Source organism: Psychrobacter sp. 1Y11, assembly GCF_052259045.1.
In the GTDB taxonomy this organism is placed as follows: Bacteria; Pseudomonadota; Gammaproteobacteria; order Pseudomonadales; family Moraxellaceae; genus Psychrobacter.
In genome coordinates, this window is sequence record NZ_JBQQER010000002.1 from 329,965 (window position 1) to 356,858 (window position 26,894).

Sequence of the window (26,894 nt, forward strand, 5' to 3'; positions counted from 1 at the left end):
ATTTTTAGAGATGGCAACTATAAATAATGTCGATAATAAGCGCTATCAAAGTTTAATTATATCCATTGCACTTTTTTTAACGCTGATCGGGGCTTTGCTAGCCTTTACTTTTTATACCTCAAGCCTACTGGAAAGAAATACCGTTTTGATTGCACAAACCAACCAAGTGGCTAATAGTGCTCAGGCGGTCATCAAAGATCTATTTGATTTAGATAATAGTTATGGTGAGGACACTAACTCTCCACATATTCAGCGAGTATTAGAACGTCTAACCCGAAATACTGAGCAGATTACTAGCTCTATCACTGCCCTTGAGCAAGGTGATACGATCGTTGATGAAAATGGCAAAAGTCATAATTTGCCCAACATCGATAGTAACGCCAAAGCGGATATCGATGCCGCCAACGAGCAGTGGCAATTATTAGAACCAAAGATTCAGACCTACCTAAAAGATGCTGATAACATCATGGTAGACTCTGAGGATGGATTAGCTCAGGCGGTAGATCAAGCCAAAACCTCAAGTCTATTTATTAACGAGTCGCTAGATCAGTTAACCGAAGATGTCTTTAATAGTGCTGAGCGTCAAGCCAATACCATTCGCCTTATTCAGATACTAGGGGTAGCCGCTATCTTGGCGTACTTCCTAATTTTTGTCTTCTTCTTTGTCCGTCGTCTGCGTGATACTGACGCTGAAGCGCTCGCCGCTCGCCGTGAAACGCAAGAAATTATGGAAACGGTCAATACCGGTCTGTTCTTATTAGACAAAGACTTAAATATTGGTCAGCAGCATTCTCGCGCACTGACGACTATTGTCGGTAGCGATAATCTAGCGGGGCAGAACTTTACCGACGTTTTGCGTGGTCGTATCTCTGACAAAGATCTAAATACTACGCAAAAGTTCATTGAGCAATTATATAATCCACGCGTTAAAGAAAAGCTCGTTGATTCGTTAAATCCGTTGCACAAAGTGATGCTACATAATAAGGCTACGAGCCAAACCAGCGAAAATCGTTATTTAGATTTTAAGTTCTCGCGCGTATATGAAGGTAAAAACATTGTTCATATCTTGGTCAACGTCAATGACGTTTCTGATGCCGTTTATTTAGAGCAGCGTTTAGAAAAAGAGCGCTCACAAAACGATATGCAAATTGAGATGTTAACGACTATCTTGAATGTGAAGCCTAAAGTAATCAATGAGTTCATTATTAACACTAAGCAGCATATTGAAAAGATTAATAATATCTTAAAGAATCCTGGCAGCTCGCAGTATGAGCTTGAAGGTAAGCTAAATGCTATTTACCGCGATATGCATAGTCTAAAAGGCGAAGCTTCTGCACTAAAATTACATAGCTTCACGAAGATTGCTTCAGATGCTGAAGACAAGCTCCAAGCGCTACAAAACCAAGGTAAACTAGTCGGTAATGATTTCTTGCCTTTGGCTGTACATTTAGATGATTTATTAAGTCTATCCAATACTATCGAGTCTTTAGGAGAGCGAATTAATCTCTCTGTTCCCACTCACAAGCAGTCGACAAGTCCAGCTACTGCTGATATTGATACTTTAGCTACGCCTAAGGTAGTAGAGCAAAACAATCAAATAAATAATGAGGTATTTGATACTGACAAAGCTATCATTAGTGATGATGAAGGTGAAGATGTCGATTTAAGCGATGAGGCTGAGGATGATTATCTGACTTATTATAGAGCGTTTGCGCAAGACATTGCGAATAGGCAAGCCAAACAAGTTCAACTGAATAGCCAGACACTGAGTCAAGTGCAGATACCAGAGCGTTTGAAAAAACCGGTGAAAACGATCACCATTCAACTGCTACGCAATGCTATGGTGCATGGCATAGAGACGCCAGCAGCCCGAGCGCGCGCTGGTAAATCTGCTATTGGCAACATCACGCTTGAGATGCAAAATAGCGCTCAAAATTTAGTGATCACTTTAGAAGATGATGGCCGAGGTATCGATTATGAGGGTATCTGTGATCAGCTTGTCAAAGAGGGGCGCTTTAGTAGCGAGGAGGCGATGCAGCTTGGTCGCGCTGATTTGCTGAAGCAACTGTTCTCTTCAGGTTTCTCCACTAAAGAGCAGGCTGATGAAGATGGGGGCCGCGGTGTTGGTCTCGATATTATTAAAGCGCAAGTCAAAGAATGCGGTGGCAACCTCAATGTAAATAGCACCTTTGGTAAGAAGACACGCTTTACCATTATCTTGCCAAAAGCTTAGTTTTAGTTAAGGACAACAGAGACGTTATGCATAAACTAATGATTGTCGATGATTCCAATATCATTCGAAACAGAATTCAGCGAGCATATGACTCAGGAAATTTTACCTTAGTAGCGACCGCCACCAGTGGCGTGCAAGCGCTTGAGAAATTTAAAATACATCGTCCTCATGTGGTGACTATGGATCTAACGATGCCACAGATGGATGGTCTTGAATGTATCGAAAAGATTATCGCCCTTGACCCAGAAGTTCGTATTTTAGTGGTCTCGGCATTATCCGATAAGTCTACAGGCATAGAAGCTTTGTCGTTAGGGGCGAGTGGGTTTTTGTGTAAGCCTTTCTCAGAAGAGGAGCTGGTAGAGTCTTTGTATGAGCTTGTACAAGATTAATTGGGTCTAAAGACTAAAACAGAGCCACAAGCAAAGATTGAAAAATATGAAAGAACACGGTCTACAGGTTTTTCTGAATATCATTAGCAATTATTTCAATCAGTTTGGTAAAGAGCAAGTCGTAGTCGATACTCCTTACTTACTAGAAAAAAATCAGCCTAGAGGTTTTGATTATACTAGTATGATCACTATCTCGGGCGCTCAAACAGGTGTGGTACATTTTTCAGCAACCCGCGAATTATTATATTCTATACTGACGAGCATGGGCGAGACTGACAATAGTGAAGCGATTTACTTAGATCTCACCGGCGAGGTGGCAAACACCATTGCTGGAAATGCTCGTCTTGAGTTTGGTGCAGAATTTGATATATCAGTACCATCGGTATCAAAAACCTCATCTAGTAATAGCTCGCTGCTTGATGATGAGCGCTCTTTTATAATTCCCATAACTTGGTTATCGCAAGATGGTGAAATATTAGTCTGTTTGCAAGAGTGATGATCTTGTTGACCTGCGATAAATAGGGATAAAACTATGGTTAAAGTTGAAAAGTTGGGTGTGTTTTTGAGCTCAATTAATGCGTTTTTTGCACAAATTGATGAGGCGGCTGTCGCTGTTGATACGCCTTATCTGAATAATAATAGAACGACTATTGGTTATGATTATAGCGGCATTATCAAAATATCTGGTCCTTTGGTAGGCTATGTCTACGTCAGCGCTCCAAGTAATATGCTAAGAGAGATTATCAATATCATGGGCGAGCCTGATAACTCATTGACAATGATGAAAGACTTGTTAGGGGAGATGGCCAATACCATATCTGGTAATGCTCGCACTGAGTTTGGGGCAGATTTTATTATCTCTCCACCTGAGATTATTGAAGGTGCTCCTAGTCTCTCTTATCTACCTAAAGAGCGTCATAGCTATATTACCCCGTTTACTTGGCGTGGTTATCAGGCGGTAATAGGAATCTGTATTGCTTGATATTAAGACTTACAATATGAAACACAGTCGAGAGACAGCTTTAATAGGCTGTCTTTTTTTTATCGCTATTTGCTTACTAATAAACTATCAAAGACTTTGCATTATGAACAAAGTACTAGAGCTTTGCAGGGCTTTTATGGTAAAATACAGCGCAGCTATTTTTTGTAGGAGAGTTTTGACTTTATGAGCTGAGACTTTACTACCAAAAAAGCGCATTCTTAAAACCAACCAATGACACACATCTTACGATAAAAGATGACTGGGTGTCTGGCGATTTGATTAATTTGTTTAACGCTTCTGCATATTTGAAGCTTTAGCAAATGCGTGTCGCTAGATAGGCCATCTTTGTAAGATGGAGGCATAACCCAACCAAGGATAATATCATGGCTATAGACAACCCAACTCAAGTATCAATGCGCGACCTTTTACAAGCAGGCGCTCACTTTGGTCACCAAACCCGCTTTTGGAACCCAAAAATGGGTCCTTATATTTTTGGTGCCCGCAACAAGATTCACATCATCAACTTAGAGCACACCGTTAAATCATTTAACGAAGCGCTAAACTACGTCAACAACCTAGCTGCTAAGAAAAACAAAGTCCTATTCGTAGGTACTAAGCGCGCGGCAAGCGGTGTTATCCGTGAGCAAGCACAGCGTGCTGGCATGCCTTACGTTGATCATCGCTGGTTAGGCGGCATGTTGACTAACTGGAAAACACTACGCCAGTCAATCAACCGTCTAAAAGAGCTTGAGAAGCAAGCGGAAGACGGTACTTTTGCTAAACTAACCAAGCGTGAAGCGCTAGAACGTACTCGCGATATGGAAAAGCTAGAGCGCTCTTTAGGCGGCATCAAAGACATGGGCGGCTTGCCTGATGCAATCTTCGTCGTCGACGTCGATCATGAAGCGATCGCGATCAAAGAAGCCAAAAATCTAGGTATCCCAGTTATCGGTATCGTTGATACTAACTCAAACCCTGATAACGTTGATTACATCATCCCTGCTAATGATGATGCTATCCGCGCCGTGACTCTATACGTAACGGCTGTCGCTGATGCGGTTATCGCCGGTAAAGAGTATGCCCAGACGCAAGCAGGCGGCAAAGCGGATCAGCAAGCTCCTGCTGAGCAAGAAGCGCCAGCTGAAGCCAATGCTGATGCTATCGAGCAGCCAGCAGAAGCGCCTGCTACTAAGAACCCAGCTGAAGCACAAGCGGATCTATAATTAGACTTAACGTATGGTAAGCCTTGATATATAGCGCTTAACACCCATATAAAGTAACTAATAGCGTATAAGTTTATAATAGGCATGATGTAGTTTTACTCGTCATGCCTTATTATTGAGCGGCTAAACACAATGCAAGCGCGTCTAAGTGCCTCTAAATAACTAACGCGTCCTCTTATAAATATCAATATTCACCCACATAATAAAAGGTAACTCTTATGTCAGAAGTAAAAGTATCTGCCAAAATGGTAAAAGAATTGCGTGACCGTACTGGTCTTGGCATGATGGAATGTAAAAAAGCCCTGCAAGAAGCAAATGGTGATGTCGAAGTTGCTATTGACAATCTGCGTAAGTCAGGTCAAGCAAAAGCGGCTAAGAAAGCCGGTAACATTGCTGCTGATGGCGCTATTATCATCGCGCAAAACGATAAGCAAGCTTTCTTGTTAGAAGTTAACTGTCAGACTGACTTTGTTGCAAAAGATGATAGCTTCACTGCTTTTGCAGAAAAGGTCGCTAATCTTGCGCTAGAAAACAATGTCACTGATGTAGCTGCTATTTCTGAATTACCTTATGGTGATGGTCAAACTGTCGAAGAAGCTCGTGTTTCTTTAGTACAAAAAATCGGTGAGAACATTCAAATTCGCCGCGTTGAGACACTAGAAGGCAATAATATCGCCTCATATCGTCATGGCCTACGTATCGGTGTTGTCGTCTCATATGAGGGCGGTAATGAAGAAACGGGCAAAAACCTAGCTATGCATATCGCAGCATTCAACCCAGTAGCGGTTAATGATGAAGACGTGTCTGCTGATGTATTAGCGCGTGAAAAAGATATCATCGAAGCCAAAGCAAAAGAATCTGGCAAGCCTGATAATATCGTTGAAAAAATGATCGAAGGTGGCCTACGTAAGTATCTAGACGAAGTGACTTTACTACGTCAACCATACGTCATGGACAATGACAAAAAAGTCGGTGATGTGCTAAAAGCTGATGGCGTAACAGTACTAGGTTTCAAACGTCTAGAAGTTGGCGAAGGCATTGAGAAGAAGCAAGAAGATTTCGCAGCTGAAGTTGCAGCTACGCAAGCGGCGAACAAATAAGTTATCGCTAAACCTAAAGTAACTGTCTCGTCCTAAAATAGAAAAGCCCGTTATTGATGTAACGGGCTTTTTGCATTTATACAGCTTAACTCATACGATTATCGTAATGCATCAAAAGCAGAATTAGCGTAGCTGGCGCTATTGGCATTACTACTAGTGCCATAGCTGACTTTTTGCATACCGCTACTAATGCCAGTGTTATTGGCCGCCATAGTGCTACCGACAATGCCTGCATCGTTCTTATACAAGCTATGATAGCGACTCATGACGCGCTGCACGTAATTACGGGTTTCTTTGAAAGGAGGAATGCCTTTGTACTTATCGACATTCCCTTCGCCAGCATTATAGCCTGCTACTGCAAACTCAACATTGTTATTAAAGCGCTTCATCAGCCAAGCTATATATTTCGCTGACCCTTCAATGTTTTCCGAAGGATTCCAAGCGTTGCTGACATTGAAGCGGCGAGCGGTCGCTGGCATGAGTTGCATGAGACCTTGCGCTCCTACTGGCGAGCGAGCATTGGGATTGAAAGCGGACTCGGTATGCATCATCGCTTTCATTAGGGCAGGATCGACGCCATGACGCGCGGCAGACGCGCGAATGTAGCTGTCATAAGCATTACGGCTACTGCTGTTGCTAGCGGTACTACTGCCATAATTATTATAGTTATTGTCGCTACTACCGTCATACATCTTGGCGTCTTTATAATAAGTGACTTTGACTTTTTTGGTGAATTTATCAAAATTACCGCTTGGACTGACATTGGTTAGCAGTACCTGGCCGGCTTGGTCTTTATAGATGTACATATTGCCAGCGTGTGCCGTCATGGTAAAAGCGGATAGGGCGATAGAGGTCAATAACAAAGATGACCAACAACGGCTTAATAAAGGGGCAGTATTCATCATAGAGAGATCACTCTTTATCGGTTAATAGCAGATCGATATTATCAATAGCTAGTTTGTTAGCCTGACAAAATATCTGCCATAATTAGCATTATCAGCAGATTTTGTAAGGTTACGATAGTAACAAAACCACTAGTAATAAATACAAAATATAATAGTTACTTACTATAACACAAAATATTGGCTAGCCCCATTGTATTGATAGCTATAGGTTTTATAGTCAAATACTCATTTATTTAGCAAAAAATTTAGATATTAAAGGCACTAATAAATATAGGTACCCAAACGGCAGTCAGTAAGCCATTCACCGCAAGGCCAAATGCGGCATAGCGCCCAGCTGTAGGACTAATTTGCCAAGCTTCTACCGTTCCGAACGCGTGAGCGGCCAGTCCTAATGCTAAACCTTTGGCTCGATCGTCATTCACTTTTCTAAATAAAAACCTAGCGACTGTACCGCCCATCAGTCCAGAGACAATAATAATCAAGTTGGCCATAGCAAGCGGTGCATTGATTAAGTCCGCCACACTCAGGCCAATAGGGGTGGTGACAGAACGCGTAGCGAAAGACAGCAAGGTATCGTGACTGAGTGAAAACAGATAAGCTAACGACATCGGTAATAGCGCGCCGATCACACTTGCGATGAGCACGATAATAGATAAGCGCTTGACTGGTAAGCCTTTGAAATTCATTGCGGCTAAAGGGATAGCCAACAGCACAGTGACATAACCAAGCAAGCGATCAAACACTGGTTTGGCGACGCTATAATAATGATCGTAATCCCACTGCGTAATAAATAAAAATAGCAATACCAATACTAAAGCAGTAATGACCATAGGTAACCAAGAGATTTTCTTGGCTAATATACGAGCGATGACATGCGCGACTAAGGTCAGTAAAATAGCTGCTAGAGTTGCCATAAATACACTGCTAAACATCATCTTAATCCTCCGCGGCTCAGGCTACTCAGGCTTATCACTAATTTTGTGTGTAGTTATGCCTGCGTTGTCTTTATTATCAGCGCTAGAGCTTAACCAATGATTGGCTAAAATCGCTAGACCCCAAAGCGGTATCAAAGTACTAATAGCCATCGTCAGCATTACGCCCCAAAATTCATCACCTAACTCAAACAATAAAATACCAGCGCCTGCTGATACCGGCAAAAAAGCAAAACCGCTATCGACTAACAACAGATTACTGGCTCTGGTGATCCAGTTAGGTAAGCCTTTGAGCAAACGCCAAACGACTAAAATTACAAACATTGCTACGAGGCCTACGATGTTGGCAGCTTTTTCGATACCTGCCCACTGACACAGGAGTAGCGCTGATTCACGCACTATCACGACCATCGCCAGCGTCAAAAGTAAGGCTAGCCATAAAGGCAGTTTGGTTTGAGTAAGGGCTTTCATAAATCATCCTAGCCGCAATGACCGTTAGAGAGTCTTGATAAAGTAAAGCGTTATGTTATCGATAAAGAGCTATGGCTTGTCTTTTAGAGATTACCTAAATTACTAAAGTAAACTGAGACAAAATAAAAACTTTAGTTGAGTGACAACTAATGCGCTCGATTATATAGAGAAGTGAGCCACTAATAAACCTTCAGAGCCTGTGAATTTGCAACAAGGGTTCATGCGCGGTAATAACGGCAAAAGAAAAAGGATAGAAAGACAATAAAAATGAGCACATCAGCCTAAAAACGGCCAATATACTCAGTATTTATTTAGAACAACTTAAGGTACTTATCCTGTTGAGCTTAGAATCTTAATTCAAACACTTAAGCTTGCGGACTTGAGTCATTATTTACAGTGGCAGTATTGCTAGCCTCAGTATCTGTCTCAAAGATCTGCTCGTAGGTTAAGTCTTCTACTAGCAGTGACTCGTCCTCAGACGGCGACATCTCATCTTCATCGTCTTGTTCAAAAGGCTCAAGAATAGGCATCAACAAAGTCGCTTGCGCTAACGGTAGCACATCCATAGGTTGCAGGTCCGCTTGACCTAATAGTTGCTTGAGACGCTCGCTTGGCAAGCGAATGGTCAAGCACTCGTGACCGCTATCATCATAGCTTTCCTCCAAAATAACCCCAAGCTCGTACAAGGTGTTTTTGAAGTGCCCAGCATGGTAGGGCAAAGTCAGATCAAAGGTGGTCAAAGTGCCAGTCATCAGCTGTTGCACCGCAAGTGTTAGCTCTTCGATGCCTAAGTTGTTTTTTGAGGAGACATAAACGCGATTTGGCTCACCTTCGTTTGCATAGCCTATGCGTGCCGGCTCACCGGTTAGGTCGATCTTATTGTAGACGTTGAGTACTGGCACTTCATTATCGATCTCTGCTAGCACCTCTTTGACCGCTGCAATTTGCTCATGCATATCCTCACTAGAAGAATCAATCACGTGTAATAACAGATCCGCCTCTAAAGTCTCTTCTAAAGTAGCGTGAAAAGACTCAACCAGCTCATGCGGCAGGTGACGCACAAAGCCTACCGTATCGACTAACACCACCCGGCCAACGCCTTGCCAATCTAAGCGGCGCAAAGTCGGGTCTAGGGTCGCAAATAGCTTATCTGCGGCATAGATGTTTTCATCGACTAAGCGGTTAAATAAGGTAGATTTACCTGCGTTAGTGTAGCCAACTAATGATATTGTCGGGACGTCTGATTTTTGTCGGCGAGCACGGCCTTGCGCGCGAGTTTGACGTACTTTTTCAAGCTTAGATTTTAGCTGATTAACCCGCGTTTGTAGTAAACGACGATCCGTCTCAAGCTGGGTTTCACCCGGCCCACGTAGTCCGATACCGCCTTTTTGACGTTCCAAATGCGTCCAACCACGTACCAATCTAGTCGACAAGTGATTCAATTGTGCCAGCTCCACTTGCAGCTTACCTTCGTAAGTGCGCGCGCGCTGTGCAAAAATATCTAAAATCAAACCAGTGCGATCGAGTACACGGCATTTCGCTAAAGCTTCTAAGTTACGCTCTTGCGAGGGCGAGAGGCTATGATTAAAAATTACGATATCGGCATCATTGGCACTGACCAAATCAGCGATTTCTTGTGCTTTACCAGAGCCAACGAAGTACTTAGCATCAGGCTTTAAGCGTGAGCCTGTCACAAGCTCCACGCGCTGAGCGCCAGCAGAGTCAACAAGCAGTTCAAACTCACTTAAGTCATCAGGATCTTGGATTTGACGAATGTCTAAATGAACTAAAATGGCACGCTCGCCACCTTCATATCTTTCAAAGTATTCCAAAAATTTTCACCTATAAATGGGGGAAACAAATCGCTATTATCGGCTATAATTGCCTAAAAAATAGCGTGTAGATAATAGTCTATATGCGGTCTTTTAGCTGGTTATTAAAGCGTAATCGCTAGATTAGCGCTAGTTTTATGTTACAGCATTTGTAGCAGATCATTAATAGCAAAAACCATCCTCTAATCTCAGTGAACAAATCGTCACTGACTACGAGAATTTTGCTATACTTATGGCGTTTTTACTGACATTCAATCATGAGGAATACAGATGAGCCATTCTAAGTCAGGCTTTTCAATAAAAAAACAACTCAGCCGTAGTAAACAAATCGCAGGTATGACCACCACTATGGCAGGGGGGCTACGAGCCGCACAGCGTATTGGTGCCTTCAAAAATCCGCCGCGCGAAAAACTACCGCGCTATATTCAAGCGTTTTGTCGCAAAATGGCAGGCTCCTTTGGTATAAAAGTGGTCGAAGTTGAACCAGTACAGCAGCACCATGGACTTTGGGTCTCAAACCATGTGTCATGGATGGATATTCCAGTAGTAGGTACAGTCAGTCCAGCTTTCTTTTTGTCTAAGGCTGAGATAGGAGAATGGCCGGTATTCGGCAAACTTGCTTATGCTGCTGGTACCGTATTCATTCAACGCGGGTCAGGCGATGCCGGCTCAGTAGCGACACAAATCGCTGACTTTTTGCGACAAGGGTTTTCAGTGGTTTTCTTTCCAGAAGCCACCACCACTGATGGCACTAAGATTAAGCGCATTCATGGCAAGCTGCTACAAGCGGCTATAGACGCTGATGTGCCCGTACAGGCGATGGTCATCGCTTATGTCAATAAAGACGGTAGCTTAAGTAAAGACTTGCCTTATTATGGCAAGCTGACAATGAAGCAGAGTCTGAAAAAAGTGCTCGATACTAAGAATGTCACTGCTTATGTTTTGCCGCTTAAAGCTATCGATCCAGAAGGCCTTAGTAAAAGTGAGCTGACGGATCTGTTGCAAAAGCACATGCAAGAAGGACTAGCAGAACTACATACGCGAGTATTGAACTAATCGCTTACAGTGATTAATACTGTATTTTCGCCCGATGTAATGTAGAGCTTATAGTTGGAGCGAGATTAGGTAGATTGAAAACGGCAAAGGCGTTAATCATGTTGATTAGCGCCTTTTTATATGAGTTTGCAATTTTAGATTAAAACACATTTTCAATCTAAAAAGTTAGGGCGAGGGGTTAGGCTGCTGCGTATGCACCGCTTCGATGGCGGCTAATACATCATCGCTTAAGGTTAAATTAACGCTATCGATGTTTGATTTGAGCTGCTCAATGCTCGTTGCGCCAATGATATTACTAGTGAGAAAGGGTCGCGAATTGACAAAAGCGAGCGCCATCTGCGCCATATCTAATCCCGCGTCGCTTGCAATCTTAGCATACTGCTCAGTGGCCGCTAGCGCCTGCTCATTAGTATATCTTTGGAACCTGTCATACATAGTGAGCCGTGCGCCAGCTGGCTTTTTGCCGCCTAGATATTTACCAGAGAGTACCCCAAAAGCTAGGGGTGAATAGGCGAGCAAGCCGACATTCTCGCGATGAGCAATTTCAGCCATGCCCACTTCATAGAGCCGATTGAGTAAGCTATAAGGATTCTGCACGGTAATAGGCGCGATTAAGCCGTTTTTGTCCGCTTCCCACAAGTAGCGCATCAATCCCCATGCGGTATCGTTTGAGAGTCCATAAGCACGAATACGTCCTTTTTTGATCTCGTCATTAAGCGCTTGAATGGTCTCTAAAAACGGCGTTAAGTCATCAAGCGATTGCGCTGACATCTCGCTGTCATAACCGCGTTGGCCAAAGAAATTCGACTGACGTTCTGGCCAATGCAGCTGATAGACATCAATATAGTCCGTTTGCAGACGCTTAAGATTACCATCAATGGCTTCACTAATTTGCTTGGCATTATAGCGGCTATTACCGTCTCGCAAAAAGCTCATCGGCGACATTTTACTAGCCAAAATGACTTTATCGCGCTGCTTAGTCTTAGCAAACCAAGTGCCGATAATACGCTCAGTCTCACCTTGCTTATCTTTATCAGGCGGCGAGGGATACATCTCCGCACAGTCCCAAAAGTTTACCCCTTCGGCAAGTGCTAAGTCCATTTGCGCATGGCCTTCACTTTCGTCGTTTTGCTGACCCCAAGTCATCGTTCCTAGACAAATTCTCGAGACCTTCTCATCTATTTGCGGCAGTATGTTGTATTGCATGTGCGCATCCTTATTATTGCTTATTATTTCAAGTTGCTCGTGTGATTAGCTCAGTTGAATGCCAGTCACACCCGGCGGCGTCACTTTAAAGATTTTGACTTTAAATAGCACGTCTTGCCCGGCCAGGGGATGATTAAAATCGACCTCGATGTCATCGTCATTAATCGCACTAATAGTACCGGGCAAGGTGTTTTTACCTTTATCCTCAAACTCAACCATCATACCGACTTCAGGATTGTCAGCGACTAAGGAAAACTGCGGATGGCTAAATCGCTGAATATTATCCGGATTCCAGTCGCCAAAAGCTTGCTCAGGCTCTAGATGCGCGGTACGGGTGTCGCCCGCACGCAGGTTCATGAGTACTTGCTCAAAGCCAGGCAGCAAACTTTCATCGCCAACAGTCAGACTGACCGGTTGATCACGGTTAAAGGTGGAGTCAATCACCGTACCATTGTCTAATGACACCTCAAAATGTAGCTTGACTAAGCTGCCATGAGTGATACGAGTATCTTCATTGGGGTTAATAAATTGCGGTGAATTTTGAGAATCAGTCATAATTAAAAGCCAGTTTTAGTTAAAATATGGAATGCTGTGATCAGTTAATAAACTATAAAATGATAAGCGAAATAGTACCCCATGTAAGCGTAAATAGTGTAACGTAAAGGCGCTAAAGCATTTATTAGATCTAGAGAGTTATGAGTCATAGAAAGTTAGTAATCATAGCCAGATAATAGAGAGTATCGTTAGCAATGGCAAATAGACAACAAGGTCGAATTACAAAGTGGCAAGATGACAAAGGCTTTGGTTTTATCGAAACCGAAGTTGGTGAGTCGCTGTTTTTTCATGTTAGTGAGTTTAAAGCGCCGCGTCGACCTGTCATCGATGAGCAAGTAGTCTTCAGTGTTGGACAAGATAAACAAGGACGCTTGCAAGCTCGTCAAGTACAAGAGCTAAGTTTTGTGCAGCAGCAAATGAGCGATAAAAACAGTCAAATCCGCAGGCGTAACTCAAAAAGAAAACAGCAAGCAGACTTTGAGGCCGGACAAACCAAACGCTTATTTTTGGGTGTTGGCTTTTATGCGGTGCTGATATTACTCGCGGTCATGGGCGATCTGAGCTGGCTCATCATGGCTTGGTATGTGGTATTAGGAATACTGACTTATATCACTTACGCCAGGGACAAAGCAGCAGCGCAAAATAACGAATGGCGTACGCCTGAATCTACTTTGCATCTATTAAGCATCCTCGGCGGCTGGGTTGGCGCTATGGTCGCCCAAACTTACTTGCGTCATAAATCGCAAAAGCCTGACTTTCGCCTCGCATATTATCTGACGGTAGTGATTAATTTAGCAGGTTTGCTATTTATTATGGCAGGCGGCGGTTTAGAAACTATTGGAAAATGGTTATAACCTTGATTCAAAGCGCTTCCAAAACTCGCTGATAAACTGCAGCATCTTCATTTGAGAAGCAGCAAAAAACGACCTCTCTAATTGGAAAGTTAGCTGAATTTGCTAGCTTGTCTTGTATATAATCTTTCACTGTATTTACCGCGACTGCGGTTGCCTTGTCGATTGGATAACCATAAACGCCCGTACTGATAGACGGAAAAGCAAGGCTAACAACCTTGTTTTCAACTGCTAACTCTAAAGAGTTTTGATAGCAGCTAGTGAGTAGTGCTTCTTCATTCTTATTGCCACCGTGCCATACTGGCCCTACGGTATGAATCACATAATCACAAGGTAACTCAAAGGCAGGGCTTATCTTCGCCTCGCCAGTGGCGCAGCCGTTTAAAGTGCGGCAATAAGCTAGCAGTTCAGGTCCAGCGGCTCGATGTATCGCGCCATCAACGCCGCCACCACCAAGCAAGCTCGAGTTGGCAGCATTGACAATAGCATCGACTGCTAGCGTAGTAATATCCGCTTGTAATATGGATAAGGTAACCGTGCGAGTAGAAGTATCAGCACTACAACTATCAGAAACAGATACTTGCTTTTGTACAATAGGCTTATTTTGACGCTGTGACATATCATATCCTTTTGACTATTCGGTACTGAGTTTTTATTCAATGTAAATGTTTTACTATCGTTTACTAGTATAGGGTATGGGTATAATACATTGCTACTTAACAAAATTCGCATAAACGATAAAAGGGAATTTTTTAATGATTACACTCTATAAATACACTCATCCTAGCCGCGCAGAAACGGTGGTTTGGGCATTGCAAGAGCTTGGCTTGGAATACGAGACTAAGGAGCTTGATGGTCATAAGTTCGAGCAGCGACATCCAGATTTCCTCGCGATTAACCCTTTTGGCAAGATTCCTGCGATTACTCATAAAGGTAAAAACTTCACCGAATCCTTAGCAATTATCGAATATCTAAATGATCTACATCCTGATAGACCTTTAACGCCTAGCCATGATGACGATAATTATGCTGAGAAGAACTATAAACTGCGTCAAGTTATCTCGTTTGGCATGATAGAGATTGAGAGCTATGTGTGGATCTTAACTAAGATTAAGGTGCTAGAGAATTACGAGAATTGGCCTGAGGGCACCGCTGAGAATTGTATAACCAACATTCAAAAAGCGTTGCCGATTGCTAACGACTGGTTGACTGACCAAGACTACATAGCAGGTGATAGCTTTACGCTGGCTGATATTTATTATCATCATTTATTTAATTGGTTAAAGATGTTAGGTGTTGCTTTACCTGAGTCTGCTAAGGCTTATGTAAAAAGATTGTCGGCGCGAGAGAATTTTCCTAGAAAGTAGGGGAGTAGGATTAGTTTTGGGCTAGGGTGCACTCCGCGCATCATCAAGGTTAATCTCACGACAACAAATCCCAAACAAAAAAAAGGGCTAACATTCATTATTGTAAGCCCTTTTCTGATTATACAAAACCAAAATATTAACAATTAGACCTTAGGTTTACCTTCGCGCTTACCTTCCAAAAACAGCATATCAATAACGATGATAGCCACGCCGATACAGATCGCGATATCGGCAATATTAAAGATAGGGTAGTGCCAAACATCAGCATAGTGCACATGGATAAAATCGACCACTTTACCAAGTCTGACGCGGTCAATTAGATTGCCAATAGCGCCGCCGAGTACCATGGCGAGTCCTAACGATAACAGCTTGGCATTGCGCGGTGCTCTGATCAAATACACCAGCAAGAACAGCGCAATCACTAGCGCCAGACCCGAAAAAAACCACTTTTGCCAGCCGCCAGCATCGGCTAAAAAACTAAATGCTGCGCCATAGTTATAGGCCAATGTCCAATTCAAGAATGGCTTAATAACGGGAATCGGCTCCAAAAAATTAAGGGTAGTTTCCGCCAGCCATTTGGTCCATTGATCAATGATAATGATCGCTATCGACAGTAAATACCAGATAAAAGCACGACTGCCATTTGCCACCACTTTTGGGGTTTTGATCAACCGACTTCTAGGCGTTACTGAGTTACCTGTAGTGACGTGAGCAGGTCTCGGCGAATCATCGACTTCGTTAGTAGGACGCTCAGGCTTATCAAGCATAGTGACGCACCTCACCCGAACCTGCGACGTTAGTCACGCAGCGCGCGCACAGCTCTGGATGCTCGCTGTCAGTACCGACATCGCTACGGATGTGCCAACAGCGCACGCATTTAGTACCGTCAGCGACGTCGATAGTGACTTTTAGATCTGCTGCTGCAGCGCTTTCTTCGCTGTTACTATCACTAGCTACAGTTTGCTCAACCGTAGGTGCTTCGCTGATAGGCTTTAAGGTGGCGCTACTGGTAATCAGCACAAAACGTAGCTCATCCTTTAATTTGGTTAAGCTATCATGCATAGCGCCATCAGCATACAACGTTGCATCAGCGGCTAGATTGGCGTTCAGTAGCTTGTTGCCGCGCGCAATTTCGATGTTCTTATTGACCATGTCTTTGGCGCGCATGATATGGTGCCAATCTTCACTACTGATAGTGCTAAGCTCAAGCGCTGGGAATTCGTACCATTCTTGAGTAAAGACATAGCTGTCAGTCTCTCCACTAGCATTGCCATCCTTATTCAGCACTTCCCACGCTTCTTGCGCGGTAAAGGATAAGATAGGGGTAATCCAGCGAATCAGTGCATGAGCGATATGGTAGATCGCTGTCTGTGCTGAGCGGCGCGGTTGACCGTCCTTTTGGGTGGTGTATTGGCGATCTTTGATGATATCCAGATAAAAGCTGCCCAAGTCTTGCGAACAAAAAGCAGTGATATGCTGGGTGACTTGGTGGAAGTCCATCGCATCATAGGCACTAACAATTTGGGTTTGCACGGTTTGCGCGCGCTCGATGATGAATTTATCAATGCTGACCAGCTCATTGATATCAATGCTGTCAGTAGCTGGATTAAAGTCATCGGTATTAGCCAGCAAAAAGCGCAAGGTGTTACGAATGCGGCGGTACATGTCGATCGCGCCTTTAAATACTGTTTTGCCCGCGCTCATCTCATAGCGATAGTCGCTAGAGGCAATCCATAGGCGTAGCATATCCGCGCCGGTCTTATTGATCTCTTCTTGCGGGGTGATGATATTGCCTAATGACTTACTCATCTTGCGGCCGTTTTCGTCAACCACGAAGCCGTGTGTCAACACTTGCTTAAATGGCGGGCGCTGATACATAGCTTCTGATGTTAACAAGGAAGTCTGGAACCAACCTCGATGCTGATCGGAGCCTTCTAAATACATATCGGCAGGGTTAGTCAGCTCATCACGATGTTCAAGTACCGCAAAATGGGTGGTCCCTGAGTCAAACCAGACATCTAAAGTATCAGTAGACTTATCATAATCTGCTGCCTCATCACCTAAATAGTCCTCGGTGCTGGCGTCAAACCAAGCTTCCACGCCGCCCTCGCTGATATTTTGTGCCGCAGCTTCCATCAGCTCAAGGGTATTCGGATGTAGCTCCCCGGTCTGTTTATGCATAAAGAAGGTGATCGGCACGCCCCAAGTACGCTGACGCGAGATGCACCAGTCAGGCCGTCCGGTCATCATCGACTCAATACGGTTTTGGCCCCAAGCAGGCGTCCACTGCACCTCTGGAATATCTTTTAGCGCGCGCTCGCGTAAGCCTTCCTTTTCCATGTTGATAAACCACTGCGGCGTGGCACGGAAGATAATCGGCGACTTATGACGCCAGCAGTGCGGATAGCTGTGTTCAATCTTGGTATGGCTCACCAAATGATTATTATCATGCAAAGCGGCAATAATTTTTGGATTGGCTTTGTAGATATGCTCGCCGGCAAATACTGCCGCGCTCTCTAGATAAACGCCATTACCGCCGACTGGGTTTTCGACTGGCAAGTTATATTTTAGACCGACATTATAATCGTCAAGACCATGACCCGGTGCGGTGTGTACCAGACCAGTACCACTATCAGTAGTCACATGATCACCTAAGATGATAGGCACTTGACGATCACTAATAAGCGGATGCTGAGCACGTAGACCTTCAAGCTCCTTACCTGAAACCGTAGCTAAGATACCTTGACTATCTAACTTAAGCTCAGCTAGCGCGGTTTCGACTAAGTCATGAGCTAATAGGAAATTGCCCTTTGATGTGGCTACAACCGAATAGTCATGCTCAGGATGCACTGAGATAGCTTGGTTGGCGGGCAAGGTCCAAGGCGTTGTCGTCCAGATAACTGCTGCGATAGTATCGTCTATTTTGGCTAAAGCAGGTACTTTTTCAGTATCAAGCACATCAAAGCTGACATAGATAGCGTCAGAGACCTTATCTTGATATTCCACTTCCGCTTCTGCCAGTGCCGAAGTACAGTCCAAGCACCAATTGACTGGCTTCATACCGCGAGTAACATGACCGTTTTCATAAATTTTACTTAGCGCACGGACGATATTGGCTTCCTGCGCAAAATTCATGGTCAGATAAGGGTTGTCCCAATCGCCAAAGATACCTAAACGTTTGAAATCAACTTTTTGTAGTTCGATTTGGGTGGCAGCATACTCACGGCAGAGACCACGAAACTCAGTTGCCGAGACTTTTTGGCCGACTTTTCCGACCTTTGCCTCAACTTTTTGCTCGATTGGCAAACCATGACAGTCCCAACCCGGTACGTAAGGTGCATCAAATCCTGAAAGCGTCTTCGACTTAACAATCATATCCTTGATGACTTTATTGACCGCGTGACCTAAGTGGATCTGACCGTTAGCGTAAGGAGGGCCGTCGTGCAGAATGTACTTAGTCGCCCCAGTACGTGCCTGACGAATCTTGCCGTAGACGTCGTCAGCTTCCCAAGCGGCTAACCAATCGGGCTCACGTTTGGCCAAATTGGCACGCATTGCAAAAGGGGTATCTGCTAGATTAAGGGTGTCTTTATAGTCGATAGATTCGGTCATAGTGGTTGTCTTTGTCTGGATTATATGGTGAATAAGAGGTAACCGTTAGCTAAACAGTAGCTAGAGTCTAATATGTCTAGTGGATATGCGGGTATGATTAGTAAAATCAAAGCTACCTATTATAAGATAAATAATTTACTAAAAATAGGGGCTATAATTCTTCGGTTTAGACAGTTTTGATCGTCCTTAAAAACCCTAGTCCGCTGATATAATCAGCTGCTCTGCTAACGTCGAAAAAGGCTTGATAGAGCGCTGAAAATCTAGTCCGGCTTCTAAGTGATTTAAATGTTGATCAATTAATAAGATCAGGCGTTTTTCATCCTTGTCTGCAAGTGCTTGCACAATACCTGAATGCTCATCTTCTGCGCAATTTGAAGAACCCGCTTTGTTATACAGGCCAATAATTAACGTCGTACGCAGTGTCAGCTCATTCAAAAACTGCTCCAAAACTTTATTGCCCACTATGATTGCTAAATGCATATGAAAAGCACGCGACAAGCGCAGCTCTGCTGGTTTATCAGCGCGCGCATGAGCCTCGGCTTCAGCGCTTATCAAATCACGCATATCGAGAATGTCTTGTGATTGAACGTTTTTGACAGCGCTACGTGCTAGGGTGCGCTCAATAGTACGGCGAGCCTCAAACACATCACCAGCTTCTTTTGGGGTAGGGGTTGACACAAAAGCGCCACGATTCGGCTGCAACTGCACAACATGCATGGTTGCAAGGGTGGATAGAGCGCGTCTTACGTTGGCTCGATTGCAATCAAATAGATCACTAAGCATCTGCTCGCCAAGCTTAGTTCCAGCTGACAAACGCTGTTCTGATACGGCCGTAGTAATAGCGTTAATAATAATATGCTCAGGCGTATTATCAGATTCCAAGATCTTTTCTTTTGAGGTTTTTTTATTCATAGCCGCGATTATAGTGTGCCATTCGCGCCTCTACAACAAATATTATTTTATCAGTTGAATTGTTAACAATAATAGTTAACAATATTTACCAGTGTCATTATTTATTTTTGGCAACATTATAGTTAGTCAAATGCAGACAATTGAGAGCCTTTATGAAAATTTTAGTAATGAATCCAAACTCAACCACTTCTATGACCGATAAAATCGTCGAAAGCGCTCGTCAAAAAGCCAGTGCTGGGACGACTATTATTGGTGCTTCTGGCACAGATGCGCCAGCCTCTATCCAAGGTCATCATGATGAAGCCATGTCAGTACCAGGGTTATTGGCTCGTCTCAAGCAAGCTGAAGCAGAAGGGGTCGATGGCGTTGTGGTCGCTTGTTTTGATGATCCGGGTATTGGGGCTTGCCGCGAAGTGTTTTCAGGGCCGGTTCTTGGGATTTGTGAAGCGGCGGTTAAAGCGGCAAGTATGATCTCAACTTCATTTAGCGTCGTCACTACCTTACCGCGCTCTGTGCCTGTCATTGAGGACTTAATCCATGGTTATGGTCTGTCGCATCGTTGTAGACGGGTACGCTCTGCTGAAATACCAGTGTTGGCACTTGAGGAGCCAGGTTCTGGTGCGCGTGAAAAAGTCCGCGATGAGATTTTGCGCGCGGTAACTGAGGACAACTGCGAAGCTGTGGTTCTAGGCTGTGCTGGCATGGCGGATTTGACAGAATGGTTAACCGAAGAGACGGGTGTTCCTGTCATTGATGGCGTCACTGTCGCCACTCGTATGATTGAGGCTTTAGTCGGCTGCGGACTCAAAACCAGTAAGATCGGCGCTTATGCCAAGCCGATTCAAAGCTAAACTATGCACCATTAACGATAACCTATGCACTACTCACGATAGATAGTAATTCATTTCTCAAGGAAGGAGAACGCAATGGAAAGTATAAAAACGGCCGCTGCGACAGCAGGAATAGATACGCTGGATCATAAGGCAATTGGAGAGGAGAGCCTTGCACCGCAAACGACGCGGATTATGGGTTCATGGTCTTATTTATTTGCATGGCTTGGCGGCTGTGTCTCTATCGGTACGTTTACAGTTGGCTCAGGACTGGTCGGCACTTTAAACTTACTACAAGTAGTGCTGGCGATCACCATTGGGTGTACGGTCATTGGTGCCGCACTGATGATCAATGGTAAAGCCGGTCACAAATATGGCATACCGTTCATGGTGCAGACGCGCTCTGCGTTTGGTTTCTCAGGTAGCCGAATACCCGCTCTTGTGCGCTCAGTACCAGCGGTAGTTTGGTTTGGCTTTCAAAGCTGGATTGGCGCAGGAGCACTAAACCTAGTATCGGATACCTTGTTTGGCTATAGCAATATTGTCGTTTTCTTCTTAGGTTTTCAGTTCTTACAAATTGGTCTATCGGTTCTTGGGTTTCATGGCATCAAATGGCTTGAAAATATCGGCTCGGTGTTTATTATCTGTTCACTAGCTTATATGTTCTTTAGTGTCATTGACAAATATGGTACGACGATCTCAACCAATCTTGTCAACGTCGAGGGCAGTTGGGGTACTCCGTTTTGGGGCGCAACAATGCTGTTCTTAGGTGTTTATAGCACCATGATGCTCAACGTGTCAGACTACTCGCGTGAACTACGTAAAAACGTAGGACTGTTTCGTCAAGTGGTTATCTACGCCAACTCAATTTTGCCTGCCACCTTGTTCATGGGTTTGATTGGGGTCATGGTCACTAGTGCTACAGGCGAGGTTGATCCTATTCAAGTTTTCTCAAGTGCCGTTGATAACAAGCCTTTACTAGTTATTACTATGCTATTTATCGCTTTTGCTCAAGTCACCACTAATATTCTAAACAACGTTATTCCTCCAGCTTATGCGCTGATGGATATATTTAATCTCAAATATAAAACTGCCGCTGTTATTGTCGGTCTGCTTGCTTTTTGCACTTTTCCTTGGGAGCTGGTAAAAGATGAGTCTGCCGCTGGATTAAATCTATTTATTCAAACCTATTCAGCCTTTTTGGGGCCACTATTTGCTATTTTAGTCGTTGATTATTATTTCCTTCGTAAGCAAAAGCTTGATCTAGATAAACTTTACGACAAAAATGGGCCTTATAAAGGTACCAATATGGCGGCAGTCATTGCTATGATAGTAGGTATCGTAGTTGCGCTATTGTTTTCAAGCGTCTCTTGGTACGCCAGTCTGATTCCAGCTGGGGCTGTCTATTGGATATTGATGCTAAAAATGCCAGCGGCTCAGCGTTTTATGTCATAAACGCTTGGTGAGCTTACTTTAAAATATGTCCTAAAATATCCATGCTTATCATAACCACCACTCTTAAAAACTTTGAGCAAGGAAGAATTATGAAAATAGGTATCCCAAAAGAGATTAAAAATAACGAAAACCGTGTCGGCTTGCCTCCAAGCGCCGTTACTGTGTTGGTCAGCGACGGTCATAAGGTCTTTGTCGAATGTGACGCGGGCATGGGCTCGCACTTCACTGATGAGGATTATGAGGAAGCAGGCGCGACCATCGTCAATAGTGCTAATAAAGCTTGGGACGCCGAGCTGATCATCAAGGTCAAAGAGCCCCAGCAAGAAGAATTTAAATATCTAAACGAAAATCTGATACTGTTTACTTACTTACATCTGGCTAATGAGCCTGAGTTGGCCCAAGCGCTAGTCGATAATAAAGTCACGGCAATAGCCTATGAAACCGTACAACTGGCTGATAACTCTTTGCCACTACTTACCCCTATGAGCGAGATTGCTGGACGCATGAGTACCCAAATCGGCGCGCAGTTCTTGCAGAAGTTTTATGGCGGTAAAGGGATCTTACTCGGCGGGGTGCCAGGGGTACAAAAAGGCCGCGTGACTATCATTGGCGGCGGCGTATCAGGCACGGAAGCGGCCAAAATCGCCATTGGCTTGCGAGCCGATGTGACTATCTTGGACTTAGATCCCAAGCGACTCAAAGAGCTATCCGAGATGTTCGGTAATAACGTACAGACTTTAATCTCTAATAAAGTCAACATCGCCGACAGCGTCGAAGTCAGTGATTTGGTTATTGGCGCGGTACTGATTCCAGGCGCGGCCACTCCTAAACTAGTCACAGAAGAGATGATAGAGTCGATGGATGATGGCGGAGTCATTATCGATATCGCTATTGATCAGGGCGGCGTCTTTGAGACCACTGATCGCATCACTACCCATGACGATCCGACTTATATCAAGCACGGCATCGTCCATTATGCGGTAGCTAATATTCCAGGAGCGGTACCACGTACGGCTACGATGGCTCTATCGAATGTTACCTTACCTTATATCCAAAAACTGGCCAAAAAAGGAGTTAAGCAAGCTTGTGATGAGGATGCTGCCTTTGCAAAAGGGGTGAATGCGGCGCAAGGCTATATCACTTATAAAGCGGTTGCGGAGGCGCTGGATTATGAGTATAAAGGATTAGATGAGCTGCTTAGTTAGCACTCATTATGCTACTTGTAAAGTCATAGTTTTTTGGCTTAAGCTGGGTTTTTAACCCAGCTTTTAAATTTAGCTAAGTAATTTGAATCCTTTGATGTTTAAACTAAAACACCGACGATAACCATAATCTTAACTTCAGCGACCATAGCGGCTGAATACCGGTTAACCCTTGCGTCATCTCACCATCTTTTAAGATCACATAAGAGGGCGTCACTTGTCCTTGCCAATCGGCGAAGATCGCACCATCTTCATCGTTTACGGTAGTGAAGTCAAAATTATTTTGCTGCATATAATTTTGCAGCTGTTGATTGGAGCCTGACTTAATGGCAATAGTCACTACCGGATAGTTGCCAGCGGCCGCAAGCTTATCAATAGTAGGTGAAGTATAAGTACATATCGGGCACCAAGTGCCCCAAAAATAGACTAGCGTAGGCTGCTCGCGACTCATCGCTGCTAAGTCTAAGGTCTGTCCTTGATAGTCGGTCAATTGTAACTGAGGGTTGGCGGGCATGACAGGCTGTCGCCACCAGTTAATCGCAGTATAAATAACGATAAAGACGAGACCATAAAGTAAGGTGGTTTTTAGCACCGACCAAAGCTTTTGCTTTGGCGATTTTTTAACTTTTAACTCTGTTTTTTTTATATCAGTCGTCATAGGGTTTCTCTGAGCTTAAAGTTTGAATCACTAGCTTGTTATAGATAAAAATAAACGGCTAAATAATTAGCCGTTTATTACCATAAAAGTTAAGTTTTGAGTCAAAAGTTATGACTTTTGCGCGCGATTCTGTAACGGATCGCCTAATAGTACGCTGCCTGAGTTTTCGCGGCGCTCTTCATCGCTGAGCTTGCTCGCTGAAATCTTTGACTTACGCTTCCACTTTAGGCTAAATAAGTCATCACGGCGATCGAGCAAATTATGTACGGAGCCTTCATTACGCACATGAATGAGCTTGTCTAAGTTCAAGTCTGAGAAGAACACCATTTCTGTATTAGCGGTCGTTTCGGCCATGATAGCGTCGTGCGGGAAGGCAAAGTCAGAAGGCGAAAAGATGGAGGACTGCGCATACTGAATATCTAAGCTCTCAACTTGTGGCAGGTTACCGACTGAACCGCAAATCATCACATAACACTCATTTTCAATCGCGCGGGCTTGTGCGCAATGACGGACGCGTAAATAGCCATTTTGAGTGTCAGTCCAAAAAGGCACAAACAAGATATCCATGTCATCTAGTGCCATGAGACGCGCCAGCTCTGGGAACTCAACGTCGTAACAAACCAAAATGCCAACGCGGCCTGCGTCGGTATCGAACACTTTGACCTCATCGCCGCCCTCAATAACCCAAGCGCTACGCTCATGCGGGGTGATATGAATCTTGCGTTGCTCCTCGACCGTTCCATCGCGGCGGCACAAGTAGCTGACGTTGTAGAGTGTATCGTTTTCATCGAGTAGCGGCATAGAGCCACTAATGACATTGACATTATACGTCACTGCTAAATGAGAGATTTCATTCTTAAACCATTCGGTATAATCTGCCAAAAAGCGAATCGCAACGTTTTGGTCGGTCGACTCGCACAGCCCCATCAACGGTGCGTTAAAGAACTCAGGCAGACAGGCAAAGTCAGAGTTATAATCCGCCATGATATCGACGAAGAACTCGACTTGTTGTAGTAGCTCTTCAGGCGACTCGACCTCACGCATCTGCCATTGAATACCGCCAATACGCACCTCAGACTTACGGGTGTTCGGCTTGTACTCTTTGGGCTCGTAGTAGATATTGGCCCACTCAAGTAGCGTTGCAAAGCCTTTGGACTGCTTATCGTCAGGTAGATAGCCGGTCAAAATACGCTTGACAATAAAGCCGTTAGACAGCTGAAAAGAGAGCGCAGGATCATGAATCTCGCGCGACTCAACGGCGTCAATATACTCGCCTGGCGTCAAGTCCTGATGGTCATAGTATTTGGGAATACGGCCACCGGCTAAGATAGAGCGAAAGTTCATCTGCCGGCATAGCTCTTTACGCGCATCATAGAGACGTCGGCCCAAACGATAGCCGCGGTATTCAGGATCGATAAGCGCGTCCAAACCGTATATAGCATCGCCTTCAGGATCGTCTTTTATGATCTCTCTATGACCGATTAGATCATCATAAGTATGCGGGTTCGAAAACTTGGCATAATCAACGCGCATCGATAGCACCATGCCGATCAGCTGATCATGGTCAAATAAAGCAATTTGGCCTTCAGGAAAAGCATCGATCAAAGTATGGATCGTGGTCTTTGACCAAGCGCCGCCTAAGTTGATGTAGACACGATCCATAAGCTCTTTGACTTGTGGATAGTCTTTTTTCTTAATCTCAGCAATCGTTAGGTGAAAGTCGTCTAGTTTTTCTATCTTACTCATGAGTATCCTGTATTGGCGATTAGCCATAATAGTTAGAAAGTCGTTATGTTTCGCGCAGATTCTTATGCTATGGCATAACAAGATCTGGTCTAAGGATTATGCTATAGAGAATTAAATGACGATAAAAGATAATATTCAGTGCGTAACACTTATGTTACAATAGCTAACAATAACAATTACTTGTAATATATGTTTTGGCTTTTATCATCGTTATATCTGCTGCAAATTTTGCTTGTCATCATACCATTTCAGCGAAGCTTTGTTAGTGACTACGAGTAATCGCCATGGTCATTGCTGGTTTTGACTAAAACTCTAAAAAATAAAACTTAGTCGCTCAGTATATACAGTAGCTTTTATGGTGCGCTATTATTGGTTTTATCAGAGCATGTCGATGACTAAAGCGTGTTGATGATTGTTCATTTCACTACGTCGTTTGCTAATACCATAAACGATCTTTAGGATTATTATGTATGACTTTGCCCTCAAACAATGCTGATATGGTGCAAGCTTTAGACAAAATCGCAGAGACGACCCTGATACGGCTAGTATATGTGAGTAGTCTGACGTTTAGCTCACGGTTGAAGGCCTCGATATTTGATGAAGTAGAAGCTCATGCGCGCAATTATAATAAACAACAAAGCATCACTGGTATCTTATGTTATGGCAATGCTCACTTTTTACAATGCATAGAGGGTGAAAAGGCAAAGGTCTTAGCCTTACAGCAGCGTATCTTTACGGATAAGCGTCATAAAAACGTCAAGATACTGATGCTAGAAACGATCGATCAGCGTCTGTTTATCGATTGGCGCATGCGCTTACTATTTTTGGAGCGTTGGCTGTGGTCACCGGCGACGAAACAGCAGGCGATGAAACTATCTCCTTTTTTGCCTTTTGCACCTCAGGGTTGGAGTGTTGAACGTACTGAGCATTTTTTACAAGTGATTAAGAACTTTGAGACTCCGCCGCATATCAAAGTCGCTGGGATTACTTATAACGCTTTGGGTAATATGATCAAATACATTGCCGCACCGCATCAGGCTTTCTTAGTCGTGCAAGGGTTTTTGGCAATGTTGCTTTTGATAGCACTATATTTATTGAGTCTTTAAGTTAGTTCTGGTGGCTCAAAACTTTAGCCCAGCATCTTCTGTAAATGAATAGCTAAGTTAAAAACAGTACCTTATAGTCTTTATGGTATAGAAGCTTAAATCTCTCATATAGCATATAAACTATGATGCATAAAAAAGACGCTAGACTAAAAGTTTAGCGTCTTTTTTTACTAGAGTTTTAGAATGAATAAAGCCTACTACATATCGAAAATCTTACCACGATTCATAATATTATTAGGATCAAAGACCTTTTTGACCTCGCGCAAATAGT

General features: G+C 43.8%; 26 protein-coding genes. 13 read left to right on the forward strand and 13 right to left on the reverse strand.

Translation table 11 applies throughout. The features are described 5' to 3' along the window. Positions 1-10: 10 nt before the first annotated feature. The 6 genes from ACTXGJ_RS02960 to tsf all read left to right on the forward strand — a co-directional run bounded on the left by ACTXGJ_RS02960 (position 11) and on the right by tsf (position 5,927). Complete coding sequence (locus tag ACTXGJ_RS02960) at positions 11-2,233, forward strand: ATP-binding protein (protein ID WP_443565065.1); 2,223 nt, start codon at positions 11-13, stop codon at positions 2,231-2,233. A gap of 26 nt (positions 2,234-2,259) precedes the next feature. Then, entirely contained in the window at positions 2,260-2,622 is a 363-nt protein-coding gene (locus ACTXGJ_RS02965; protein WP_439239965.1) for a response regulator, read from the forward strand. Between the two features lie 46 nt (positions 2,623-2,668). Continuing rightward, the gene (locus ACTXGJ_RS02970; RefSeq protein ID WP_439239963.1) at positions 2,669-3,118 is read left to right on the forward strand and encodes a chemotaxis protein CheX; all 450 of its coding nucleotides are present in this window, start codon (positions 2,669-2,671) and stop codon (positions 3,116-3,118) included. A gap of 36 nt (positions 3,119-3,154) precedes the next feature. Further along, a complete protein-coding gene (locus tag ACTXGJ_RS02975) occupies positions 3,155-3,604 on the forward strand; it encodes a chemotaxis protein CheX (protein WP_439239961.1) in 450 nt (149 codons plus the stop codon). A gap of 383 nt (positions 3,605-3,987) precedes the next feature. Then, positions 3,988-4,827: a 30S ribosomal protein S2 gene (gene rpsB, locus ACTXGJ_RS02980; protein ID WP_439239959.1), complete on the forward strand. Its 840-nt coding sequence runs from the start codon at positions 3,988-3,990 to the stop codon at positions 4,825-4,827. Between the two features lie 218 nt (positions 4,828-5,045). Then, positions 5,046-5,927: a translation elongation factor Ts gene (tsf, locus tag ACTXGJ_RS02985; protein WP_439239957.1), complete on the forward strand. Its 882-nt coding sequence runs from the start codon at positions 5,046-5,048 to the stop codon at positions 5,925-5,927. A gap of 98 nt (positions 5,928-6,025) precedes the next feature. Here the strand turns inward: tsf and ACTXGJ_RS02990 are convergent, their stop codons facing one another. The 4 genes from ACTXGJ_RS02990 to hflX all read right to left on the reverse strand — a co-directional run bounded on the left by ACTXGJ_RS02990 (position 6,026) and on the right by hflX (position 10,067). After that, complete coding sequence (locus ACTXGJ_RS02990; protein ID WP_439239955.1) at positions 6,026-6,832, reverse strand: lytic transglycosylase domain-containing protein; 807 nt, start codon at positions 6,830-6,832, stop codon at positions 6,026-6,028. 245 nt (positions 6,833-7,077) lie between these two features. Beyond that, positions 7,078-7,767: an LrgB family protein gene (locus tag ACTXGJ_RS02995; protein ID WP_443565066.1), complete on the reverse strand. Its 690-nt coding sequence runs from the start codon at positions 7,765-7,767 to the stop codon at positions 7,078-7,080. Between the two features lie 21 nt (positions 7,768-7,788). Beyond that, entirely contained in the window at positions 7,789-8,235 is a 447-nt protein-coding gene (locus ACTXGJ_RS03000; RefSeq protein WP_439239951.1) for a CidA/LrgA family protein, read from the reverse strand. 365 nt (positions 8,236-8,600) lie between these two features. After that, positions 8,601-10,067 carry a ribosome rescue GTPase HflX gene (gene hflX / locus ACTXGJ_RS03005; RefSeq protein WP_443565067.1) on the reverse strand — a complete coding sequence of 489 codons (1,467 nt, stop codon included), beginning with the start codon at positions 10,065-10,067 and terminating at the stop codon, positions 8,601-8,603. A 270-nt stretch (positions 10,068-10,337) separates the two neighbouring features. On the opposite strand from hflX, the gene ACTXGJ_RS03010 reads away from it, so the two are divergent. After that, positions 10,338-11,123: a lysophospholipid acyltransferase family protein gene (locus tag ACTXGJ_RS03010; protein WP_439239947.1), complete on the forward strand. Its 786-nt coding sequence runs from the start codon at positions 10,338-10,340 to the stop codon at positions 11,121-11,123. 165 nt (positions 11,124-11,288) lie between these two features. Here ACTXGJ_RS03010 and ACTXGJ_RS03015 read toward each other — a convergent pair whose 3' ends face one another. Next, positions 11,289-12,329, reverse strand: a complete 1,041-nt coding sequence (locus ACTXGJ_RS03015; RefSeq protein WP_439239945.1) for an aldo/keto reductase — start codon at positions 12,327-12,329, stop codon at positions 11,289-11,291. Positions 12,330-12,374: 45 nt separating this feature from the next. Beyond that, positions 12,375-12,884, reverse strand: coding sequence for an FKBP-type peptidyl-prolyl cis-trans isomerase (locus tag ACTXGJ_RS03020; RefSeq protein WP_439239943.1), 510 nt, complete (start codon positions 12,882-12,884; stop codon positions 12,375-12,377). A 194-nt stretch (positions 12,885-13,078) separates the two neighbouring features. On the opposite strand from ACTXGJ_RS03020, the gene ACTXGJ_RS03025 reads away from it, so the two are divergent. Further along, entirely contained in the window at positions 13,079-13,738 is a 660-nt protein-coding gene (locus ACTXGJ_RS03025; RefSeq protein ID WP_439239941.1) for a DUF1294 domain-containing protein, read from the forward strand. A 7-nt stretch (positions 13,739-13,745) separates the two neighbouring features. Here ACTXGJ_RS03025 and ACTXGJ_RS03030 read toward each other — a convergent pair whose 3' ends face one another. Beyond that, positions 13,746-14,354, reverse strand: a complete 609-nt coding sequence (locus ACTXGJ_RS03030) for an O-acetyl-ADP-ribose deacetylase (protein ID WP_443565069.1) — start codon at positions 14,352-14,354, stop codon at positions 13,746-13,748. Positions 14,355-14,490: 136 nt separating this feature from the next. Between ACTXGJ_RS03030 and ACTXGJ_RS03035 the strand changes: the two genes are divergently transcribed. Then, complete coding sequence (locus ACTXGJ_RS03035) at positions 14,491-15,102, forward strand: glutathione S-transferase family protein (protein WP_439239937.1); 612 nt, start codon at positions 14,491-14,493, stop codon at positions 15,100-15,102. Positions 15,103-15,245: 143 nt separating this feature from the next. On the opposite strand, the gene lspA is transcribed toward ACTXGJ_RS03035, so the two are convergent. From lspA to ACTXGJ_RS03050, 3 genes are all read right to left on the reverse strand, one after another. Further along, positions 15,246-15,869 carry a signal peptidase II gene (gene lspA / locus ACTXGJ_RS03040; RefSeq protein ID WP_439239935.1) on the reverse strand — a complete coding sequence of 208 codons (624 nt, stop codon included), beginning with the start codon at positions 15,867-15,869 and terminating at the stop codon, positions 15,246-15,248. Next, positions 15,862-18,714 (reverse strand): isoleucine--tRNA ligase, encoded by a 2,853-nt coding sequence (gene ileS / locus ACTXGJ_RS03045; RefSeq protein ID WP_443565070.1) that lies wholly within the window; start codon positions 18,712-18,714, stop codon positions 15,862-15,864. Before ileS ends, lspA begins: the two co-directional genes overlap by 8 nt. A 195-nt stretch (positions 18,715-18,909) precedes the next feature. Then, positions 18,910-19,626 carry a GntR family transcriptional regulator gene (locus ACTXGJ_RS03050; RefSeq protein ID WP_443565071.1) on the reverse strand — a complete coding sequence of 239 codons (717 nt, stop codon included), beginning with the start codon at positions 19,624-19,626 and terminating at the stop codon, positions 18,910-18,912. Between the two features lie 152 nt (positions 19,627-19,778). Between ACTXGJ_RS03050 and ACTXGJ_RS03055 the strand changes: the two genes are divergently transcribed. From ACTXGJ_RS03055 to ald, 3 genes are all read left to right on the forward strand, one after another. Beyond that, the gene (locus tag ACTXGJ_RS03055) at positions 19,779-20,477 is read left to right on the forward strand and encodes an aspartate/glutamate racemase family protein (protein ID WP_443565072.1); all 699 of its coding nucleotides are present in this window, start codon (positions 19,779-19,781) and stop codon (positions 20,475-20,477) included. 75 nt (positions 20,478-20,552) lie between these two features. Next, complete coding sequence (locus ACTXGJ_RS03060) at positions 20,553-21,911, forward strand: NCS1 family transporter (RefSeq protein ID WP_439239927.1); 1,359 nt, start codon at positions 20,553-20,555, stop codon at positions 21,909-21,911. Positions 21,912-22,000: 89 nt separating this feature from the next. Beyond that, positions 22,001-23,116, forward strand: coding sequence for an alanine dehydrogenase (gene ald / locus ACTXGJ_RS03065; protein WP_443565073.1), 1,116 nt, complete (start codon positions 22,001-22,003; stop codon positions 23,114-23,116). 103 nt (positions 23,117-23,219) lie between these two features. Here ald and ACTXGJ_RS03070 read toward each other — a convergent pair whose 3' ends face one another. Together ACTXGJ_RS03070 and ACTXGJ_RS03075 are read right to left on the reverse strand one after the other, a co-directional pair. Continuing rightward, complete coding sequence (locus tag ACTXGJ_RS03070; RefSeq protein ID WP_443565074.1) at positions 23,220-23,771, reverse strand: protein disulfide oxidoreductase; 552 nt, start codon at positions 23,769-23,771, stop codon at positions 23,220-23,222. A gap of 108 nt (positions 23,772-23,879) precedes the next feature. Beyond that, the gene (locus ACTXGJ_RS03075; RefSeq protein WP_443565075.1) at positions 23,880-25,517 is read right to left on the reverse strand and encodes a carbon-nitrogen hydrolase family protein; all 1,638 of its coding nucleotides are present in this window, start codon (positions 25,515-25,517) and stop codon (positions 23,880-23,882) included. Positions 25,518-25,987: 470 nt separating this feature from the next. Here ACTXGJ_RS03075 and ACTXGJ_RS03080 point away from each other — a divergent pair, with 470 nt between their 5' ends. Continuing rightward, entirely contained in the window at positions 25,988-26,623 is a 636-nt protein-coding gene (locus ACTXGJ_RS03080; protein WP_439239919.1) for a BLUF domain-containing protein, read from the forward strand. 197 nt (positions 26,624-26,820) lie between these two features. Here ACTXGJ_RS03080 and ACTXGJ_RS03085 read toward each other — a convergent pair whose 3' ends face one another. Continuing rightward, complete coding sequence (locus ACTXGJ_RS03085; RefSeq protein WP_439243480.1) at positions 26,821-26,889, reverse strand: FAD-linked oxidase C-terminal domain-containing protein; 69 nt, start codon at positions 26,887-26,889, stop codon at positions 26,821-26,823. Positions 26,890-26,894: the final 5 nt, after the last annotated feature.

Excerpts from the sequence above, each read along its gene's own strand:
- ACTXGJ_RS02960 (WP_443565065.1), top strand. The coding sequence starts at position 11 with ATGGCAACTATAAATAATGTCGATAATAAGCGCTATCAAAGTTTAATT.
- ACTXGJ_RS02965 (WP_439239965.1), top strand. The coding sequence starts at position 2,260 with ATGCATAAACTAATGATTGTCGATGATTCCAATATCATTCGAAACAGA.
- ACTXGJ_RS02970 (WP_439239963.1), top strand. The coding sequence starts at position 2,669 with ATGAAAGAACACGGTCTACAGGTTTTTCTGAATATCATTAGCAATTAT.
- ACTXGJ_RS02975 (WP_439239961.1), top strand. The coding sequence starts at position 3,155 with ATGGTTAAAGTTGAAAAGTTGGGTGTGTTTTTGAGCTCAATTAATGCG.
- rpsB (WP_439239959.1), top strand. The coding sequence starts at position 3,988 with ATGGCTATAGACAACCCAACTCAAGTATCAATGCGCGACCTTTTACAA.
- tsf (WP_439239957.1), top strand. The coding sequence starts at position 5,046 with ATGTCAGAAGTAAAAGTATCTGCCAAAATGGTAAAAGAATTGCGTGAC.
- ACTXGJ_RS02990 (WP_439239955.1), bottom strand. The coding sequence starts at position 6,832 with ATGATGAATACTGCCCCTTTATTAAGCCGTTGTTGGTCATCTTTGTTA.
- ACTXGJ_RS02995 (WP_443565066.1), bottom strand. The coding sequence starts at position 7,767 with ATGATGTTTAGCAGTGTATTTATGGCAACTCTAGCAGCTATTTTACTG.
- ACTXGJ_RS03000 (WP_439239951.1), bottom strand. The coding sequence starts at position 8,235 with ATGAAAGCCCTTACTCAAACCAAACTGCCTTTATGGCTAGCCTTACTT.
- ACTXGJ_RS03010 (WP_439239947.1), top strand. The coding sequence starts at position 10,338 with ATGAGCCATTCTAAGTCAGGCTTTTCAATAAAAAAACAACTCAGCCGT.
- ACTXGJ_RS03015 (WP_439239945.1), bottom strand. The coding sequence starts at position 12,329 with ATGCAATACAACATACTGCCGCAAATAGATGAGAAGGTCTCGAGAATT.
- ACTXGJ_RS03020 (WP_439239943.1), bottom strand. The coding sequence starts at position 12,884 with ATGACTGATTCTCAAAATTCACCGCAATTTATTAACCCCAATGAAGAT.
- ACTXGJ_RS03025 (WP_439239941.1), top strand. The coding sequence starts at position 13,079 with ATGGCAAATAGACAACAAGGTCGAATTACAAAGTGGCAAGATGACAAA.
- ACTXGJ_RS03030 (WP_443565069.1), bottom strand. The coding sequence starts at position 14,354 with ATGTCACAGCGTCAAAATAAGCCTATTGTACAAAAGCAAGTATCTGTT.
- ACTXGJ_RS03035 (WP_439239937.1), top strand. The coding sequence starts at position 14,491 with ATGATTACACTCTATAAATACACTCATCCTAGCCGCGCAGAAACGGTG.
- lspA (WP_439239935.1), bottom strand. The coding sequence starts at position 15,869 with ATGCTTGATAAGCCTGAGCGTCCTACTAACGAAGTCGATGATTCGCCG.
- ileS (WP_443565070.1), bottom strand. The coding sequence starts at position 18,714 with ATGACCGAATCTATCGACTATAAAGACACCCTTAATCTAGCAGATACC.
- ACTXGJ_RS03050 (WP_443565071.1), bottom strand. The coding sequence starts at position 19,626 with ATGAATAAAAAAACCTCAAAAGAAAAGATCTTGGAATCTGATAATACG.
- ACTXGJ_RS03055 (WP_443565072.1), top strand. The coding sequence starts at position 19,779 with ATGAAAATTTTAGTAATGAATCCAAACTCAACCACTTCTATGACCGAT.
- ACTXGJ_RS03060 (WP_439239927.1), top strand. The coding sequence starts at position 20,553 with ATGGAAAGTATAAAAACGGCCGCTGCGACAGCAGGAATAGATACGCTG.
- ald (WP_443565073.1), top strand. The coding sequence starts at position 22,001 with ATGAAAATAGGTATCCCAAAAGAGATTAAAAATAACGAAAACCGTGTC.
- ACTXGJ_RS03070 (WP_443565074.1), bottom strand. The coding sequence starts at position 23,771 with ATGACGACTGATATAAAAAAAACAGAGTTAAAAGTTAAAAAATCGCCA.
- ACTXGJ_RS03075 (WP_443565075.1), bottom strand. The coding sequence starts at position 25,517 with ATGAGTAAGATAGAAAAACTAGACGACTTTCACCTAACGATTGCTGAG.
- ACTXGJ_RS03080 (WP_439239919.1), top strand. The coding sequence starts at position 25,988 with ATGACTTTGCCCTCAAACAATGCTGATATGGTGCAAGCTTTAGACAAA.